The 14561-nt window shown below is 73.9% G+C and carries 17 protein-coding genes; 11 read left to right on the forward strand and 6 right to left on the reverse strand.

The features are described 5' to 3' along the window. The first annotated feature begins 104 nt into the window (after positions 1–104). The 4 genes from AOK09_RS43140 (at position 105) to AOK09_RS12355 (ending at position 2558) form a co-directional block, all read left to right on the forward strand. Positions 105–236 (forward strand): hypothetical protein, encoded by a 132-nt coding sequence (locus tag AOK09_RS43140; protein WP_265736718.1) that lies wholly within the window; start codon positions 105–107, stop codon positions 234–236. A gap of 88 nt (positions 237–324) precedes the next feature. Then, positions 325–969: a winged helix-turn-helix domain-containing protein gene (locus tag AOK09_RS12345; RefSeq protein WP_055587209.1), complete on the forward strand. Its 645-nt coding sequence runs from the start codon at positions 325–327 to the stop codon at positions 967–969. 203 nt (positions 970–1172) lie between these two features. Further along, positions 1173–1481 carry a DUF6401 family natural product biosynthesis protein gene (locus tag AOK09_RS39010; RefSeq protein ID WP_055587210.1) on the forward strand — a complete coding sequence of 103 codons (309 nt, stop codon included), beginning with the start codon at positions 1173–1175 and terminating at the stop codon, positions 1479–1481. Between the two features lie 105 nt (positions 1482–1586). Then, a complete protein-coding gene (locus AOK09_RS12355; protein ID WP_055587211.1) occupies positions 1587–2558 on the forward strand; it encodes a DUF2382 domain-containing protein in 972 nt (323 codons plus the stop codon). Between the two features lie 18 nt (positions 2559–2576). Here AOK09_RS12355 and AOK09_RS12360 read toward each other — a convergent pair whose 3' ends face one another. Beyond that, positions 2577–3122 carry a MarR family winged helix-turn-helix transcriptional regulator gene (locus AOK09_RS12360; protein WP_322973166.1) on the reverse strand — a complete coding sequence of 182 codons (546 nt, stop codon included), beginning with the start codon at positions 3120–3122 and terminating at the stop codon, positions 2577–2579. Positions 3123–3220: 98 nt separating this feature from the next. Here AOK09_RS12360 and AOK09_RS12365 point away from each other — a divergent pair, with 98 nt between their 5' ends. Beyond that, positions 3221–4177 (forward strand): alpha/beta fold hydrolase, encoded by a 957-nt coding sequence (locus AOK09_RS12365; protein WP_063795934.1) that lies wholly within the window; start codon positions 3221–3223, stop codon positions 4175–4177. A gap of 14 nt (positions 4178–4191) precedes the next feature. Here AOK09_RS12365 and AOK09_RS12370 read toward each other — a convergent pair whose 3' ends face one another. Further along, positions 4192–5235, reverse strand: a complete 1044-nt coding sequence (locus AOK09_RS12370; protein WP_055587213.1) for a polysaccharide deacetylase family protein — start codon at positions 5233–5235, stop codon at positions 4192–4194. Between the two features lie 214 nt (positions 5236–5449). Here AOK09_RS12370 and AOK09_RS12375 point away from each other — a divergent pair, with 214 nt between their 5' ends. Further along, the gene (locus AOK09_RS12375; protein WP_063795935.1) at positions 5450–7087 is read left to right on the forward strand and encodes a putative glycoside hydrolase; all 1638 of its coding nucleotides are present in this window, start codon (positions 5450–5452) and stop codon (positions 7085–7087) included. A gap of 63 nt (positions 7088–7150) precedes the next feature. On the opposite strand, the gene AOK09_RS12380 is transcribed toward AOK09_RS12375, so the two are convergent. Further along, positions 7151–7426 carry an isoamylase early set domain-containing protein gene (locus AOK09_RS12380; protein ID WP_055587232.1) on the reverse strand — a complete coding sequence of 92 codons (276 nt, stop codon included), beginning with the start codon at positions 7424–7426 and terminating at the stop codon, positions 7151–7153. A 238-nt stretch (positions 7427–7664) separates the two neighbouring features. On the opposite strand from AOK09_RS12380, the gene AOK09_RS12385 reads away from it, so the two are divergent. From AOK09_RS12385 to AOK09_RS12395, 3 genes are all read left to right on the forward strand, one after another. Beyond that, entirely contained in the window at positions 7665–9746 is a 2082-nt protein-coding gene (locus AOK09_RS12385) for a SpoIIE family protein phosphatase (RefSeq protein WP_055587214.1), read from the forward strand. Positions 9747–9775: 29 nt separating this feature from the next. Then, positions 9776–10357 carry an AAA family ATPase gene (locus tag AOK09_RS12390; protein WP_055587215.1) on the forward strand — a complete coding sequence of 194 codons (582 nt, stop codon included), beginning with the start codon at positions 9776–9778 and terminating at the stop codon, positions 10355–10357. A 77-nt stretch (positions 10358–10434) separates the two neighbouring features. Next, the gene (locus AOK09_RS12395) at positions 10435–11184 is read left to right on the forward strand and encodes a hypothetical protein (RefSeq protein ID WP_055587216.1); all 750 of its coding nucleotides are present in this window, start codon (positions 10435–10437) and stop codon (positions 11182–11184) included. Positions 11185–11301: 117 nt separating this feature from the next. On the opposite strand, the gene AOK09_RS12400 is transcribed toward AOK09_RS12395, so the two are convergent. From AOK09_RS12400 to AOK09_RS40090, 3 genes are all read right to left on the reverse strand, one after another. After that, on the reverse strand, positions 11302–12174 hold the full coding sequence (locus AOK09_RS12400) for a YhjD/YihY/BrkB family envelope integrity protein (RefSeq protein ID WP_079062984.1): 873 nt from the start codon (positions 12172–12174) through the stop codon (positions 11302–11304). Continuing rightward, positions 12167–12562 carry a hypothetical protein gene (locus tag AOK09_RS12405; protein ID WP_055587217.1) on the reverse strand — a complete coding sequence of 132 codons (396 nt, stop codon included), beginning with the start codon at positions 12560–12562 and terminating at the stop codon, positions 12167–12169. Before AOK09_RS12405 ends, AOK09_RS12400 begins: the two co-directional genes overlap by 8 nt. Positions 12563–12665: 103 nt before the next feature. Next, entirely contained in the window at positions 12666–12890 is a 225-nt protein-coding gene (locus AOK09_RS40090) for a YozE family protein (RefSeq protein ID WP_055587218.1), read from the reverse strand. Between the two features lie 182 nt (positions 12891–13072). On the opposite strand from AOK09_RS40090, the gene AOK09_RS12415 reads away from it, so the two are divergent. Continuing rightward, positions 13073–13681 (forward strand): lytic polysaccharide monooxygenase auxiliary activity family 9 protein, encoded by a 609-nt coding sequence (locus tag AOK09_RS12415; RefSeq protein ID WP_079062986.1) that lies wholly within the window; start codon positions 13073–13075, stop codon positions 13679–13681. 370 nt (positions 13682–14051) lie between these two features. After that, positions 14052–14546 (forward strand): hypothetical protein, encoded by a 495-nt coding sequence (locus AOK09_RS12420; protein WP_157875872.1) that lies wholly within the window; start codon positions 14052–14054, stop codon positions 14544–14546. The last annotated feature ends 15 nt before the right edge of the window (positions 14547–14561 follow it).

The following is a 14561-nucleotide window of genomic DNA, read 5'->3' on the forward strand; positions in this document are numbered from 1 at the left end:
TCCCGCCGCGGGTTCGCCGTCCATGAGTTGACGACGGCGAACCCGCGGCGGGAGGTGGTGCCCCGGTGCGGCGGAGCGCACCGGTCTTCTGGTTCAATAGGGCCATGGACATCACCAGGGACGGAGCCGCGGGTCGCCACGACCTCGAGCCGTTCTGGCCGTCCCGGCAGGCGCACCACTTCGACCAGACGTGTCGCCGCGTGCCCGGCGCGCGCCGGCACGCCTGCACGGCCTGACCCGGAGCACAGCTCCCGTATCCGGCCGCAGGGTGCGGACCGCGCGCAGACGACGCCCAGCATCCGTCTCGCGCGAAGGACCCCAGCCATGTCGACCCTCTCCACCCTGCCGGTGACCCCGCCCACCGTCACCACGCCCCCCGTCCCGCATCTGCGCGCCGTGCGCCCGCATCCCGACGCCGCGCCCGGGGAGCCCGCCGTACCGGCCGGGCCCGTACGGCCGCCGGTCCTCACCCAGCTGCCGGAGGGGGCAACCGTCCTCGCGGCGCTGCCGCAGACGGTGCTCCCCCCGCAGCTGCTGGAGCAGTACACCGCCGCCCACGGCCGGCACGGCGGCACGCCGATGGTCGGCTATCTGGTCCTGGTGCCCGCGGACAGCGTGGCGCCGGGTGCGCCCCACAGCGCACCCGCCGCCGTGCCCGAGCCCGCGCCCGGGCGTGAGCAGGGCATTACGGTCGATGTGGAGCACCGCACCGCCCGGGTGGACGGTGTGCCGCTGGAGCTGACCTATCTGGAGTTCGAGCTGCTCGCCCATCTGACGGCCCATCCGCACCGGGTGCACTCGCGGGACCACCTGGTCGCCGCGGTGTGGGGGTACGGGCACGTCGGCGACGGCCGGACGGTGGATGTGCACGTCGCCAGGCTGCGCCGCAAGCTGGGGGCGCAGCACCGGGAGAGCATCGTGACGGTGCGCCGGGTCGGCTACAAGTACACCCCGGTGATCCGGGGCTGAGGACGCCGCAGCCGGCGGTGGGGGCGCTTGGGGGAGCCGGCCCGCCGCCGGCTGCGGTGCGTGCACCGCCGTATCCGGCCGCTCGCGGCCGGGAGCCCGGGTCCGGCCTCGGCGTGCGGGTGGAATGTCGGGAGTGCGGCGATGTGACCAGAGACACTCATGGGAGTGGTTTGGGGTGGCCGCTGGCTCACTACTGTGGACCAATGCCCCTTGAGAGTTACTCCCAGGACCCGCTGGCCTGGCTGACCGAGGTCTACGGCCCCGACCTCGACCGTCTGGAGCGGGAGCCGGCCCTGGTCGCCGCCGTGGACCAGCACGCCGCCGCCGTGCGCGACAGGGTTCCGCTGGACCCCGGGCATCTGGCCGACTATCTGATCGGCTTCCTGGACGAGCTCCATGCGCAGGGCTGGCGCCCGCACGACGCGGAGCCCTATCCCGAGGTGCGGCTGCTCGCACTCTGCTGGCTGGCCGAGCAGGTGGGCATTCTTCCCGCGGGCGGTTCCCCGGCCTGAGGGCCGCTCTCCCGGGGATGGGTCGTGACCGAATCGATCCATTTCAAGTCGTTTCGTCCCATTTGTAGGGGTAAAGCGATCGGGTGAACGCGAAAGGGGATCTCCATGATCACCAGACAGCAGATCACCACGGTGCTGGACCACCCGGTCTACGACGCCCACGGGAACAAGATCGGCGAAGCCAAGCACGTGTTCCTGGACGACGCCAGCGGGCGTCCGGAGTGGGTCAGCGTGCGCACCGGGCTGTTCGGAACCAGCGAGTCGTTCGTGCCGATCCACGACGCCACCCTCGTGGAGGACCACCTGCAGGTCGCCTACCCCAAGGAGAAGATCAAGGACGCGCCTGCCGTTGACGTGGACGCCGGCGGACACCTCTCCGAGAGCGAGGAGCACCGGCTCTACGACTACTACGGCATCGACATGGACGCGACCTGGGCCGAGGCCCAGAAGTCCGGCGACACCGGATGGGCCTCCGCCGGTCGCAGCGCCGCAGGCACGGGCACCACGGGCACCGGTGCGGGCGCGGGCGCGGCGGCAGCCGCCGGCGCCGCCACCACGGGGAAGGCCAGGTCCGGCGACCTGTCCGGCGCGGCCGGCCGGTCCGGCGCGGCCGGGGTCGCGGACACCGGTTACGCCGCTCCCGGGGCCAAGGGCATGCGGCGCACCGGCGAGCGCGAGAAGGCGACGGCGTCCCGCGACGCCATGACGCGTTCCGAGGAGCGGTTGCGCATCAGCACCGAGCGCTACGAGACCGGCCGCGCCCGGCTGCGGAAGTACGTGGTCACCGAGGAGCAGGAGATGACCGTCCCGGTGCACCACGAGGAGGTCCGCATCGAACGCGAGCCGATCACCGACGCCACCCGGGACGCCGCGCTCAGCGGCCCGGAGCTCACCGAGGACGAGTACGAGGTCGTGCTCCACGGGGAGCGGGCGGTGGCGAGCACCGAGACGGTGCCGGTCGAGCGGGTGCGGCTGCTGGCGGAGGACCATGTCGAGCAGGAGACCGTCAAGGGCAGGGTCCGCAAGGAGCGCATCGAGGCCGAGACGCCCAAGGAAGGGCGCCGCCGTCTCGACTGACCCACCGTGCCCGCCGGCTCACCCGCCCCCGTCCTCGCCGGCGGCCGCGGGTGCGCCCCCGGGGGCCTGCGTCCGCCGGCCGCCGCCGCGGGTCCCGGACGACGGAGCCATCCGCTGCCGCTCCGCCGCCACCGCCTCGCCCATCTCGACGAGGAAGCGCCGTACGACGGCGAGTTCGGCCGCGTCGTAGGAGCCGGCGGCCGACACCATCCGGGAGATGAGCGGGCCGAAGAAGGACCAGCCGAGGGTCACCGCGTGCTCCTCCACCTCCAGCAGCACGCGGCGGCGGTCGCCGGTGTCGCGCACCCGGTGGATGAGGTCGCGCCGCTCCAGCCGGTCGATCAGCGCGGTGGCGGACGCGGAGTTGATCCCCAGCTGGGCGCCGAGCCGGCCCGGTGTCACGGTGATCCCCGCCCGGTCGGCGTCCAGCAGATGGATCAGGGCCCGCAGGTCCGTCGGGTGCAGGTGATGCAGAGCGGCGAACTCGGCGCCCAGCAGGTCGAGTTCGACGGTGAGGCCGCGCAGCAGATGGACCAGGCCCAGGCCCGGCTCCTGGTCGTCCACGGCTGACGCACCACCTTTCCCCGAGTACATCTTGGCCGTTATTGTCTCGATGAACGAGAGTCTTGTCCATCGAGGCATGGATCGCGAGGTGTACCGGCATGACCGACACCGCACCACCCAGGACCGTCTTCCGCACCGCCGAAGCCGCCGCCGCCTTCTCCGCGGCCTATGACGCCGCCCTGGCCCAGTGGCCCGTCACCCCCGAGGCGCTGGACCTGCCCGGGGACCTCGGCACCACCCGGGTGCATCGCTGCGGCCCGGCCGACGGACCGCCCCTGGTGCTGCTGCCCGGCGGCGGGGCCACCTCCGCGGTCTGGGCGGCCAACGTCCGGGCACTGGCCCGCACCCATCGCATCCACGCCCTGGACCTGATGGGCGACGTCGGCCGGAGCGTCCACGACGGCCGCGCCCTGCGCGGAGCCTGCGACCTCGTGCACTGGCTCGACCAGGTGCTCGACCGGCTGGGCCTGGACCGCACCCATCTGTGCGGGCACTCCTACGGCGCCTGGATCGCCCTGCGCTACGCCCTGCACGCCCCCGCCCGGATCGGCGGGCTCGCCCTGCTCGAACCCACCGCGTGCTTCACCGGCCTGCGGCCGGGCTATCTGCTGCACGCCCTGCCGCTGCTGCGGCCGACCGCAGAGCGGCTGCGCGCCTTCTACCGATGGGAAACCCGGGGAGCCGAACTGGAGCCCACCTGGCTGGAGCTGGCCGCCCGCGGGGCCGAGGACTTCCGCAGGACGAAGGTCGTCATGATGCGCCGGCCCCGGGCGGCCGAGCTGCGCACACTGACCGCGCCGACCCTGGTGCTGACGGCCGAGCGCAGCCGGGCCCATGACATCGGGCGGCTGGCCGCACAGGTTCGGCGGCTGCTGCCGCACGCCGAGTCCGCGGTCCTCCCCGACACCTCCCACCACTCGGTGCCGCTGCGCCACCCCGGGGAGCTCGACGGGCGGCTGCTGGACTTCCTGGGCCGTACACCCCTGGCCGGCACCCCGCTGGCGGCCCCCGCCCCGGACCCCGCCGGCGATGCGGGCGGGGTCCGGGGCAGCTGAGCGCCGCCCGGGCGTCAGTAGGCGCGGGCCTGCTTGCGGTAGGCGGGGGCCAGTCGGGACTCCTCGGACTTCGGGAAGGCCACGGTGTCGGGGTTGCCGTCGGAGGTGTACCGGTTGGCGGGGTCCTTGGCCAGCTTGTCCAGCCAGCTGGTGGAGCCGTACTCGGCCTCCTCGCCGGTGGCGCCCTCGGAGCGGATCCGGGGGATCGCGGTCGGGTCGAAGGAGGCGGCGAACGGGGAGACCGACGGGTTGGCGCCGACCAGGTAGACCCCGCGGTGCTGGTAGGAGACGCCCTGCGAGGCGCCCCGCACCGCCAGCGCGGAGGGCTGCGGCATGGAGCCGAACGGCAGCGCGAAGGAGGTCACCGCCGCGCCCGGTACCAGCTGCTTGATCTCCTTGAGGTCGCCGGCGATCTCGTGCTGCACCTCGTCGGCGCCCAGGGTGCGCAGATTGGCGTGGTCCAGCGTGTGGTTGCCGATCTCGAAGCCGTGCGCGGTGAGCCACGCCAGTGCCTGCTTGCCGCCGGTCTCCGAGAAGGGCTCACTGTTGACGAAGAAGGTGGCCCGGGCGGGGAAGGACGGGTGCTGCCTGGCCACGTCCAGCAGGATGCCCAGCGCGGTGTCGGGCGCGGGGCGGCCGTCGGAGCCGAGGCGGACCTGACTGTTGGTCGAGTCGTCGAAGGTCAGCACCACCGGGTGGGCGCCCGCTGGGATGTCGATCCGGCCGCTGGTGAACTCGGAGGCGGTGATCGGCACGTACCCCTCACGGGCCAGCCGCTCCAGCTCGGCGCGGAAGTCGGCCGGGGTGCGGTCGTAGACGCTCGCCGGGTGCTCGGTCAGCTGGTGGTACATCAGAACGGGCACCGCGCCCAGCTCGTTGGCGTGCACCGCCGCCGGGTCCTTGGCAGCCTGGGCGGAGGCGGTACCGGCATCCCCGCCGGGTCGGGCGGCCGCGCCCGATGCGGCGGGGGCACCGGCCTGGGTGGCGCCGCCTGACGAGCAGGAGGTGGCCAGCAGGCCGACGAGGAGGGCGGACAGGACGGGTACGGGGCGACGCACGGAACCTCCCGGGTGGTGGTGGACAGCGAAGGGGTAGCCGTTCCCGCCGGGTTCACAACCGAGGTGGGGCCGAACGGCGCAAGGAATGCCCGCTGCCGGGTGCGGGAGGCGCGTCAGCCGGTCCGTTCGGGTGAAATGGGGGCATTGTCAGGATTATCCGATCCCATTTGGTCAATGACTCATCGACGGTCAGTCATCGATCAGGTGGTGTCCTATGTCTCCCGCATCAGCAAGCCGGTCCGGGGCCTCCCGGAGCCGAAAGCGTCCTCTCCTGCGCAGTCGCAAGGCCCGGCTGGCGCTCGCCGCCGGAGTAGTCGTCGTCGCGTGCGGGGCGGCCGGAGCCTTCACCGTCCAGGCGCTCACCCCGGAACTGACGGTCCGCGGCCTGGGCCGCGACTCGGTGCTGAACGCCGCCCACGCCAAGTCGCTGGCCATGTCCGTCACCGCCGATGACACCTCCCTGCTGCGCACCCTCAAGGTCACCCTGGACGGGCGGACGGTGCCCACCCGGCTCGTCGGGGACCGCCTGCAGATCCAGCCGCCGCCGCTGGCCGAGGGCCGCCACCGCCTGTCCGTGGAGGGCCGCGGCGGCTCCATCCCCTTCACCAGCCCCCGGACGTCCCGCACCTTCACCGTCGACACCACCGCGCCCACGCTGCGGCTCGCCCCGGCCCTGGCCCCGACCTTGCACTCGCCGGTGACCATCCACGGCACCGCCAAGGGCGCCAGCAAGGTCGAGGTCGACGGACGCCAGGTCGACCTCGGCTCCGACGGGGCGTTCTCCGTGACCGTCCCCAACCCACCGCCCCGGGTCCAGGTCACCGCCCGCGACCGGGCCGGCAACTCCGTGACCGACGACGTCCAGGCGGTCGTCCACCACCCCCTGATGCGCGCCGCCCACCTCACCGCCATCGGCTGGACCTCCGACTCGCTGCGCGAGGGCGTCCTCAACCTGGTCCGGCAGAAGAAGCTCAACGCCGTCGAGCTGGACATCAAGGACGAGGACGGCGAGATCGGGTACGCCTCCCAGGTGCCGCTGGCCCGCAAGATCGGCTCGGCCAAGGGCTACTACGACGCCCGCAAGGCCATCGCCGAGATCCACAAGCTGGGCGCCCAGGTCGTCGGGCGGATCGTCGCCTTCCGCGACCCGATCCTCGCCAACGCCGCGTGGGGCTCCGGGCACCGCAACTCGGTGGTGCAGACGCCGGGCGGCGAGCCCTACGGCGGCGGCAACTACGGCTCGCTGGCGTTCACCAACTTCGCCGACCCCATCGTGCGCAAGTACAACATGGACCTGGCCTCCGAGGCCGCCTCGCTCGGCTTCGACGACATCCTCTACGACTATGTGCGCCGCCCCGACGGCCCGCTCTCCTCGATGGCCTTCCCCGGCCTGGGCACCACCACCCCCGAGCAGAGCATCGCCGACTTCGTTGCCGAGACCCGCGCCGTGGTCCGCCCCAAGGGCGCCTTCCTCGGGGTCTCGGTGTTCGGCGTCGCCGCCACCCGGCCGCGGGAGATCGCCCAGGACATCGGGCTCATGGCGCAGCAGGCGGACTACATCGCGCCCATGGTCTACCCGTCGCACTGGGGCGCGGGGGAGTACAAGGTCCCCGACCCCAACTCCGCGCCGTACGCGATCGTCCAGCGCTCCCTGGCCGACTTCGCCCGCAAGACCAAGGGCAGCGAAGCCCAGGTGATCCCCTGGCTGCAGGACTTCTCGCTCGGGGTGCACTACGGGCCGGCCGAGGTGCAGGCCCAGATCAGGGCCGCGGCCGACGACGGCATGCACTCCTTCCTGCTGTGGAACGCCGGCGCCAAGTACCAGGGCGACGCCCTGGCCGTCATCCACTGACCCCACGCACGCAGCGCCCCCGGCCGCTCGGCGGCCGGGGGCGCACTGCGTGCCGGGGCCGGATCAGGTCAGCACATAGCCGTTGTGGCCGTCGTGCTCGTCCGCGTGCTCCTCGTCGAACCAGTGGCCGCCGTCGGCGAGGTAGCGGAAGCCGAACCGCTCCTTGGCCGGCAGCGTCACCGTGACGGCGCGGGTCCCGTCCGGACGCGGTTCCATCGGGTGGGCCCCGGGCTGCCAGTCGTTGAAGTCGCCGACCACGCTCACCGCGGTGTGCGGGTGGTCGGCGGGCAGCACGAAGGTGACCTCGATGCGGTTCTTGCGCTTGGTTCGCTCCAACACGGCTGTCGGCTCCTCGCAGGTGGGGGGAATGTCCAGCCGATCCTCACCCACCGCCCGGTCCCCGGGCCGGTTGGCGGCGCCGCGCCCGCCGTGGCTCACCCGGCTGGCGTCATCCGGTGCCCCCGGACGGGCCGCGCGACGGCGCCGGGGGGTGCGAAGGGGCGCTGGGCGAGGTATCACGGTAGGAGCCCGGTGCGGCCGGCGCCCGCCGTAGCCCGGGCGGAGGAGAGCCGCCCTCATGACCGCACAACCGCATCAGGACCGGCCCCCCGGCGCGGGGATCACCGCCGCGCCGGGCGGCCTGCTGGACCTGCTGAAGGTCGCCGCGGTCGTCCTGGACCCCTCGGGCCGGGTCGCGCTCTGGAGCGCGGAGGCCGAGGAGCTCTTCGGCTACACCGCGGAGGAGGCGATGGGGCTGCCCGCCGCCCGGCTGATGGTGGCCCCGGAGAACCGTTCGCTGGCCATCGAGCTCTTCGACCGGGTCAGGGCGGGGGCCATCTGGGCCGGGGTGTTCCCCGTCCGGCACAAGGACGGCAGCGAACGACAGGTCGAGTTCCGCAACATGAGCCTGCTGGACCGCTCGGGGAACGTCCTCGCGCTGGGACTCGCGGCCGACGTCGGCACGGTGCGCCGGGTGGAGACCGACATGGCGCTCTCCGACCGCCTGGTCGAGCAGTCACCGGTCGGCGTCGGCGTCCTCGGCGTCGATCTGCGGTTCACCCGGGTCAACGGGGCGCTGGCCGAGATCGCCGGCCTGCCCCCGGCCGCCCTGGTGGGCCGGACCCCGGGGGAGGTGATGCCCGCCCTGGGCACCCGCCGGATGAAGAGCAGACTGCGCCAGGTCCTGGACACCGGCACCCCCGTCATCGACCAGCGGGTCGCCGGACGCACCGCAGCCGACCCGGAGACCGACCGTGTGTGGTCGGTCAGCCACTACCGGCTGGACGACTCCACCGGACGCGTCTTCGGCCTGGCCGTCTCGATCATGGACGTCTCCGAGCGTCACCGCATCGCAGCCGAGGCCATCGAAGCCAGGGAGCGGCTCGCCGTCCTGGTCGACGCGAGCGTCCGCATCGGCACCACCCTCGACCTCCAGCAGACCGCCCGCGAACTGGTCGACGTCGCTGTACCCCGCCTCGCCGACCTCGCCGCGGTGGATGTGCTGGACGCCGCCCTCGGCGGCACCGCCTCGGCCCTCACCTCCTCCGACGGCGGCAGCTCCTTCCGGGCCCTGGCCGTCGCCTCCAGCTATCCGACCGAGGCGATCCAGGCCGCCGACCCGGTCGGTGAGATCGCCCACTACGGCCCCTCGCGCGCCCTCACCCGCACCGTGCGCGAGGCCAGGCCGATCCGGCTTCCCCGGGTGGACGCGGCCATGGTGCGCCACATGTCCCGCGACGAGCACGCCGCCGGCGCGCTGCTCGACGCCGGTGTGCACTCCTACCTGGCCACCCCGCTGATCGCCCGCGGCGAGGTCCTGGGCACCCTCAGCCTCTACCGCACGGTCAACCCGCGGCCCTTCGACGAGCAGGACGAGAGCCTCTCCTGCGAACTGGCCGCCCGGGCCGCCGTCTGCATCGACAACGCCCGGATCTACGGCCGCGAACGCGAGACCGCACTCACCCTGCAGCGCAGCCTGCTGCCGGAGGAGCCGGTCGGGCACGGCGCGCTGCGCACCGCCGTCCGCTACCGGCCGGCCGCCGGGGCCAGCGAGATCGGCGGGGACTGGTTCGACGTGCTGCCGCTGGTCGGCGACAAGGTGGGCCTGGTGGTCGGCGACGTCATGGGCAGCGGGGTCAGGGCCGCCGCGATCATGGGCCAGCTGAGGATCGCCACCCGCACCCTGGCCGGGCTCGACCTGCCCCCGGCGGACCTGCTCAGCCACCTCGACGAGATCGCGGCCGCCCTCAGCGACTCCTTCGCCACCTGTGTGTACGCCGTCTGCGACCTCAGCCGCCGGCGCTGCGAGATCTCCTCGGCCGGACATCTGCCGCCGATCCTGGTGCCCCCCGACGGCGCCGCCGCCTTCGTGGACATCCCCACCGCCGCCCCGCTGGGCGTGGGCGGGGTCCCCTTCTCCACGGTCGCCCTCGACCTCGCCGAGGGCACCCTGCTCGCCTTCTACACCGACGGGCTGGTGGAACGCCGCGACCAGGCGATAGACACCGGGCTCCAGGCACTGCGGCAGCTGCTCACCGGCACCGCGGGGCAGCCCCTGGAGGAGACCTGCGACGTGGTGCTCGACGGCCTCTTCCACGGCGCGGACGACGATGTCGCCCTGCTGCTGGCCCGCTTCGACGGCAGCCCCCCGGCCGCGTAGCCCGCAGCGCCGCCGGGCACCATGGGCCCATGGAGCAGCAGAGGCACCGGGCCCCGGTGTGGGTGGTGGCGGGCGCCCCGGGCGCGGGCAAGTCCACCGTCGCGGACCTGTTGCTGGCGCGGCTGCGGCCGGTGCCGGCGCTGCTCGACAAGGACACCCTCTTCGACGGGTTCGTCGCCGCCGTGCAGACCGCCCACGGCCGCCCTCCAGGTGAACGCGAGGGCCCCTGGTACGACGAGCACGTCAAGGTCCACGAGTACACCGCCATGACCGCCGCGGCCCGGCAGATCCGGGCCCCCGGCTGCCCCGTCCTGCTGGTCGCCCCCTTCACCGGGCAGATCCGCGACGCCGGACGCTGGCACGCCTGGGTCGCCGAACTCGGCGGGGAGCCGGTGCGGCTGGTGTGGGTGCGCTCCGACGCCGAGACCCTGGCCGTCCGGCTGCGCACCCGGCGCAGCCCCCGGGACAGCGGCAAGCTGGCCGACTTCGCCGCCTTCACCGCTCGGACCCTCCCCGACCGTCCGCCGCCGGCGCCCCATGCCGAGGTCGACAACCGCCTGGGAGCGCCGCCGCTGCCCCAGCAGCTCGCGGCGCTGCTGGACGAGTTCTGACCGGACATGTCACCCGATCGTTGGTATCCGTTCCACATCGGCGGCTCCCGCCGTGCCGCGCGGCTACGGTCCGCCGCATGGTGAACATCGAGGACATCGTCCGGCGGGCCCGGGAGCAGGCGGACGCCGACGCCCGGGAGCGGGTCCGCAGGCTGCTGCGCACCCGCTCCACCGACTGGCTGGTGGAGCAGCTGATCGCGCAGACCATGGGCGCCCCCGGCGGCCGGCTGCCGCTGCCGCGCAGCGAGGAGGACGGCCGCCAGGCGGAGCAGGACCGTACGCTGCGGCTGGACCGCATCCGCGCCTGGCGCCTGGACCGCAACCGGCTCGCCGACCTGGTGCTGCGCTACCGGGAGTCCACCAGGGAGCGGCTGGAGGCCGACGGGCGGCTGCTCGGGCCGCCGCCCCGGGGCGGCGAGGCGCTGGAGGCCCGGCACCGCTCGGCGGCGGCCGCAGCGCTGCTGGAGGAGGCGAAGGACCTGCTGTACGCGCTGCTCTTCGGCGGCCGGGCGGCGGAGGTGCGGCTGGACCGGGTCGAACGCCGGCTGCTCACCGTCACCCTGCCCAGGGCCAAGGCGGCCGCGCTGGGCTTCGTGCTGCGGGCGGCGGCCGAGAACGGCTCCGACAGCGGGGGACGCGACCCCGGGTGGGCCGCCGACGAGGATCCGGCCGCGACCCTGGTGCTGCGGGTCTCCTACGGGGAGACCGCCGACGAGCTGGTGGGCAGCGGCATCGCCGCCGCGCTGCGCCTGATCAACAGCCTGGAGATCAATGAACCGGTGCTCCATGTGCGGCTGGAGAAGTACGAGGACGGCACGCTGGAGTGAAGCCCGGGCGGACCGCCGTCTGCGCACCGCGCGCATCCGCCGGCCCGGCGCCGGCGCGTCCGTCCCGGCGCCCGGCCGCCCGACCACCGTACGGGCGGCGCGGGACCGCCGGGGGGCTCAGCGGCGGGGGCGGCGCCGCTGGTGCCGCCGTTCACGCTCCGCCACCAGCTGCCGCCCCACCAGGGCCCCGCCGAAGACCACCACCCCCGCGCCGATCAACCAGGACTGCACGATCAGCACCGTGCCGATCGCGCCGTAGGTCACCGCGTTGGAGACGATCAGCGGGGCGAAGACCAGCCCGGAGAAGATCCGCAGGCCCACCAGGCCCAGCACGGTGGCCACCGCGCCGGGCAGCAGATCCCGCCACGGCAGCCGGCCGCCGATCAGGAACCGCTGGCTCCACCAGAAGAACAGCACAGCGCTGACCACGGTGATCGCCACCCGCGGCCCCGCCAGCCGCCGCAGCAGCGAGGCGCTCTGCACGTCCGCGAACAGATAGCCGGTGAGCACGGCCAGCCAGACGATGCGGCGCCAGGCGGAGTGCCAGGGGCCGGAGGACAGCTCCCACACCCGCTCGTACCCGGTCTGCACCACGGAGGCGAAGGAGAGACCGAACACCGCCAGCGCCACCACACTGAAGGCGCTGGTGGCGCTGAGCACCCGGGCGGGCGCGGCGAAGACGTGCTGCACCGCCTCGGCGGAGGGCCCGGAGATGCCCATGCCGTCCACCACCCACTGCGCGAACCCGTGGTGGCCCACCGGGTCGGCCGAGGCCACCACGATCAGCAGTGGAACCAGCGTCACCAGTCCCAGCGCGGCGAAGCTGAGCGCCCGGTGCATCAGCTCCAGCTCACCGCCGCGCAGCCAGCCGCGCCGCACCCCGGAGCGGTGCCAGGTCAGATGGAGCCGCCGGTACCAGGGCCGGGCCGCGGACCGGGGCCGCAGCGCCCGGACCGGGTGGACGATCCGCGGCCGGTCCGGTTCAGGCATGCGGATGCATCCGGTGCCGGATGTCGCGCACCAGTGCGTCGGTCACCAGCCGCAGCTGCCGGTCCAGGACCCGGAGCCGCTGCCCCTCCACGGCGTACACCTCCAGGGTCCGGTCGACGGTGGCCGGGTCCATGCCGGCCTCGGCCAGGTCGCGGCGGGTGGTGGCCCAGCCGTGCCGCAGTCCGGCGATCTCCGCCTGCAGATGGAGATCGGCCTGGCGGGCGAGCAGCAGCGGCTGGTGGTGGAAGACGTCGTACTGGGCCCAGGTCGTCGGCAGCAGGGTCCACATCCAGTGGACGGCTGTCTCCTGCCAGTCCGCGGTGCCGGGCGGGGACACCGGGTCGGGCCAGCCCTGCGGTGCCGGTTCGCGGCGCTGGTCGTCGCTCACCCCTCCAGCCTGCGGGGCGGCACCGGCTTGCGCTAGCGGGGCGGTCCGGGCCCGGCGCCGGGCCCCGTACGGCCCCCGGCGCCGGGGGCCGCACGGGGGCCGTTCACCGGGCGCGCCGATAGCGTTCCCAGGCCTCCTCCAGGGTGTCCACCGCGTCGGTGTCGGCGCCGCGTTCGAGCAGCCGGGTCCGGCAGCGCTCCAGGTCGTCCGGTCCCTGCGGCCACTGCGGGTCGTCCAGCACCGTGCGGGCCAGATCGCCGAGCGGGCCGTGGATCTGGGCGTAGGAGAGGAGCCAGGCCCGGAAGTTCCTGTCTTGCTGGTAGTCCATGCCGGGGATCCCTACCCGCCGCGGGCCGCTGCGGGACGGCGGCGGTCGACTTCCACCCGTGAGGGTCGCACCGCCCCGGCTCCGGGATTGGTTCAGACCATTGACGACCCTCGGAGGTGCTTCTACGGTGGGAAGCACCCCGACACCTGTCGCATCCATGCCAAGTGCCCCCAGGAGGCACCATGCCCAGGCGTCCCATCCGCCACCGCGCACCCCTGCTGGCCGCCCTCGCCGCCGCGTCCCTCGCCGTCCCGCTGGCCACCGCCTTCCCGGCGGCCGCACACGGCTACACCACCAACCCGCCGAGCCGCGGCGCGCTCTGCGCCCAGGGCGTGGTCACCGGCTGCGGCGACATCCAGTGGGAACCCCAGAGCGTCGAGGGCCCCAAGGGCTTCCCGGCGCTGGGCCCCTCGGACGGCACCATCTGTGCGGGCGGCATCGCCCGCTTCGCCCAGCTCGACGACCCCCGCGGCGGCAACTGGCCGACCACCCGGCTGACCGCGGGCCGGCAGTTCACCTTCACCTGGCACCTCACCGCGCAGCATGCCACCACGTCGTTCCGCTACTTCCTCACCAAGCAGGGCTGGGACCCGACCCGTCCGCTGACCCGCGCCGCGCTGGAGAGCACCCCGTTCCTCACCGTTCCCTACAACGGGGCCCGACCGGCAGCCGACATCAGCCACACCGGCACCCTGCCGAGCGGCAGAACCGGCCACCACATGATCCTCGCGGTCTGGGACGTCGCGGACACCGGCAACGCCTTCTACTCCTGCTCCGACGTGGCCTTCTGACCCGTCCGGCGGGCCCTGCGGGGCAGGGCGGCACGGGGGCCGGAGGATCGGCCTTCGCCGAATCGGACACCTCTTGTGTAGATTTCATCGAGTAGGTACGTTTCGTTTCCTACACATGGCAGGCCGCCGGGGACCCACCAGCCCGGCGCCGCGGCAGTGGCCACCGTCTCCGGCCGCGCCGGGCCGCGCACCGACGCGCAGGCTCCGCGGAACACCGGAGGCCCCCGCTCCCCGGCCGTCACGGGCCCGCCGTGCGCCACCCCGTACCGGGAGAAGCCGGGAACGCGGGCAGCCCTGCCCGGGTGCAGAGCCCGCACGCGCCTCTTCCCCCCTCCCCTGGGCCGGGACGGTGAGCAGCAAGGGAGTAGTCATGGCACATTCGACACCTTCGAGGGAGCCGATCCCCGACAACCAGCGCCCCGGCCGGCCGTGCGGGCCGCTTCCCCCCATGCCCTCCCCGCACTGGCCGGGGGCCGTCTGCCCGCCCTCGTCACCCGGGTTCGAGCAGTCGGCCAAGGTGTGGCTGTTCGAGCTCGCCCCGGCCCGGTGGTGGCACGAGGAGCTTCTGCACCGGCAGCCCGTGGAACTGGCCCGGATGGTCAGGCTGCGGCTGGAGGCCGATGTGATGGCCATGCACACCGGACTCCGCGCGGTCACCAGGTCGGTACTGCCGCTCGACCCCGGGCCGGCCGCCGAGCTCTACTCCCGGGAGCGGGACTGGGCCCGGGGGATGCTCGAACAGGTCAAGCTGGTCGAGGAGGCGTTGCGGGCCGGGTGCCGCCGGGTGCGTCGCCGCCGGGTGGCCGCGGCGGCCGACGCGGCGCTGCGTTCGCCGATGCCCCGGCAGCGTCCCGCGACCGGCTGAGCGAAGGACGTTCCG

Source organism: Peterkaempfera griseoplana (assembly GCF_001418575.1).
GTDB lineage: Bacteria > Actinomycetota > Actinomycetes > Streptomycetales > Streptomycetaceae > Peterkaempfera > Peterkaempfera griseoplana.

Bases quoted from the DNA above. Each gene is read 5' to 3' on its own strand.
- AOK09_RS40090 (WP_055587218.1), bottom strand. From the start codon at position 12,890: ATGGACTACCAGCAAGACAGGAACTTCCGGGCCTGGCTCCTCTCCTAC.
- AOK09_RS43140 (WP_265736718.1), top strand. From the start codon at position 105: ATGGACATCACCAGGGACGGAGCCGCGGGTCGCCACGACCTCGAGCCG.
- AOK09_RS12420 (WP_157875872.1), top strand. From the start codon at position 14,052: ATGGCACATTCGACACCTTCGAGGGAGCCGATCCCCGACAACCAGCGC.
- AOK09_RS12385 (WP_055587214.1), top strand. From the start codon at position 7,665: ATGACCGCACAACCGCATCAGGACCGGCCCCCCGGCGCGGGGATCACC.
- AOK09_RS39010 (WP_055587210.1), top strand. From the start codon at position 1,173: ATGCCCCTTGAGAGTTACTCCCAGGACCCGCTGGCCTGGCTGACCGAG.
- AOK09_RS12375 (WP_063795935.1), top strand. From the start codon at position 5,450: ATGTCTCCCGCATCAGCAAGCCGGTCCGGGGCCTCCCGGAGCCGAAAG.
- AOK09_RS12355 (WP_055587211.1), top strand. From the start codon at position 1,587: ATGATCACCAGACAGCAGATCACCACGGTGCTGGACCACCCGGTCTAC.
- AOK09_RS12395 (WP_055587216.1), top strand. From the start codon at position 10,435: ATGGTGAACATCGAGGACATCGTCCGGCGGGCCCGGGAGCAGGCGGAC.
- AOK09_RS12365 (WP_063795934.1), top strand. From the start codon at position 3,221: ATGACCGACACCGCACCACCCAGGACCGTCTTCCGCACCGCCGAAGCC.
- AOK09_RS12345 (WP_055587209.1), top strand. From the start codon at position 325: ATGTCGACCCTCTCCACCCTGCCGGTGACCCCGCCCACCGTCACCACG.
- AOK09_RS12390 (WP_055587215.1), top strand. From the start codon at position 9,776: ATGGAGCAGCAGAGGCACCGGGCCCCGGTGTGGGTGGTGGCGGGCGCC.
- AOK09_RS12400 (WP_079062984.1), bottom strand. From the start codon at position 12,174: ATGCCTGAACCGGACCGGCCGCGGATCGTCCACCCGGTCCGGGCGCTG.
- AOK09_RS12415 (WP_079062986.1), top strand. From the start codon at position 13,073: ATGCCCAGGCGTCCCATCCGCCACCGCGCACCCCTGCTGGCCGCCCTC.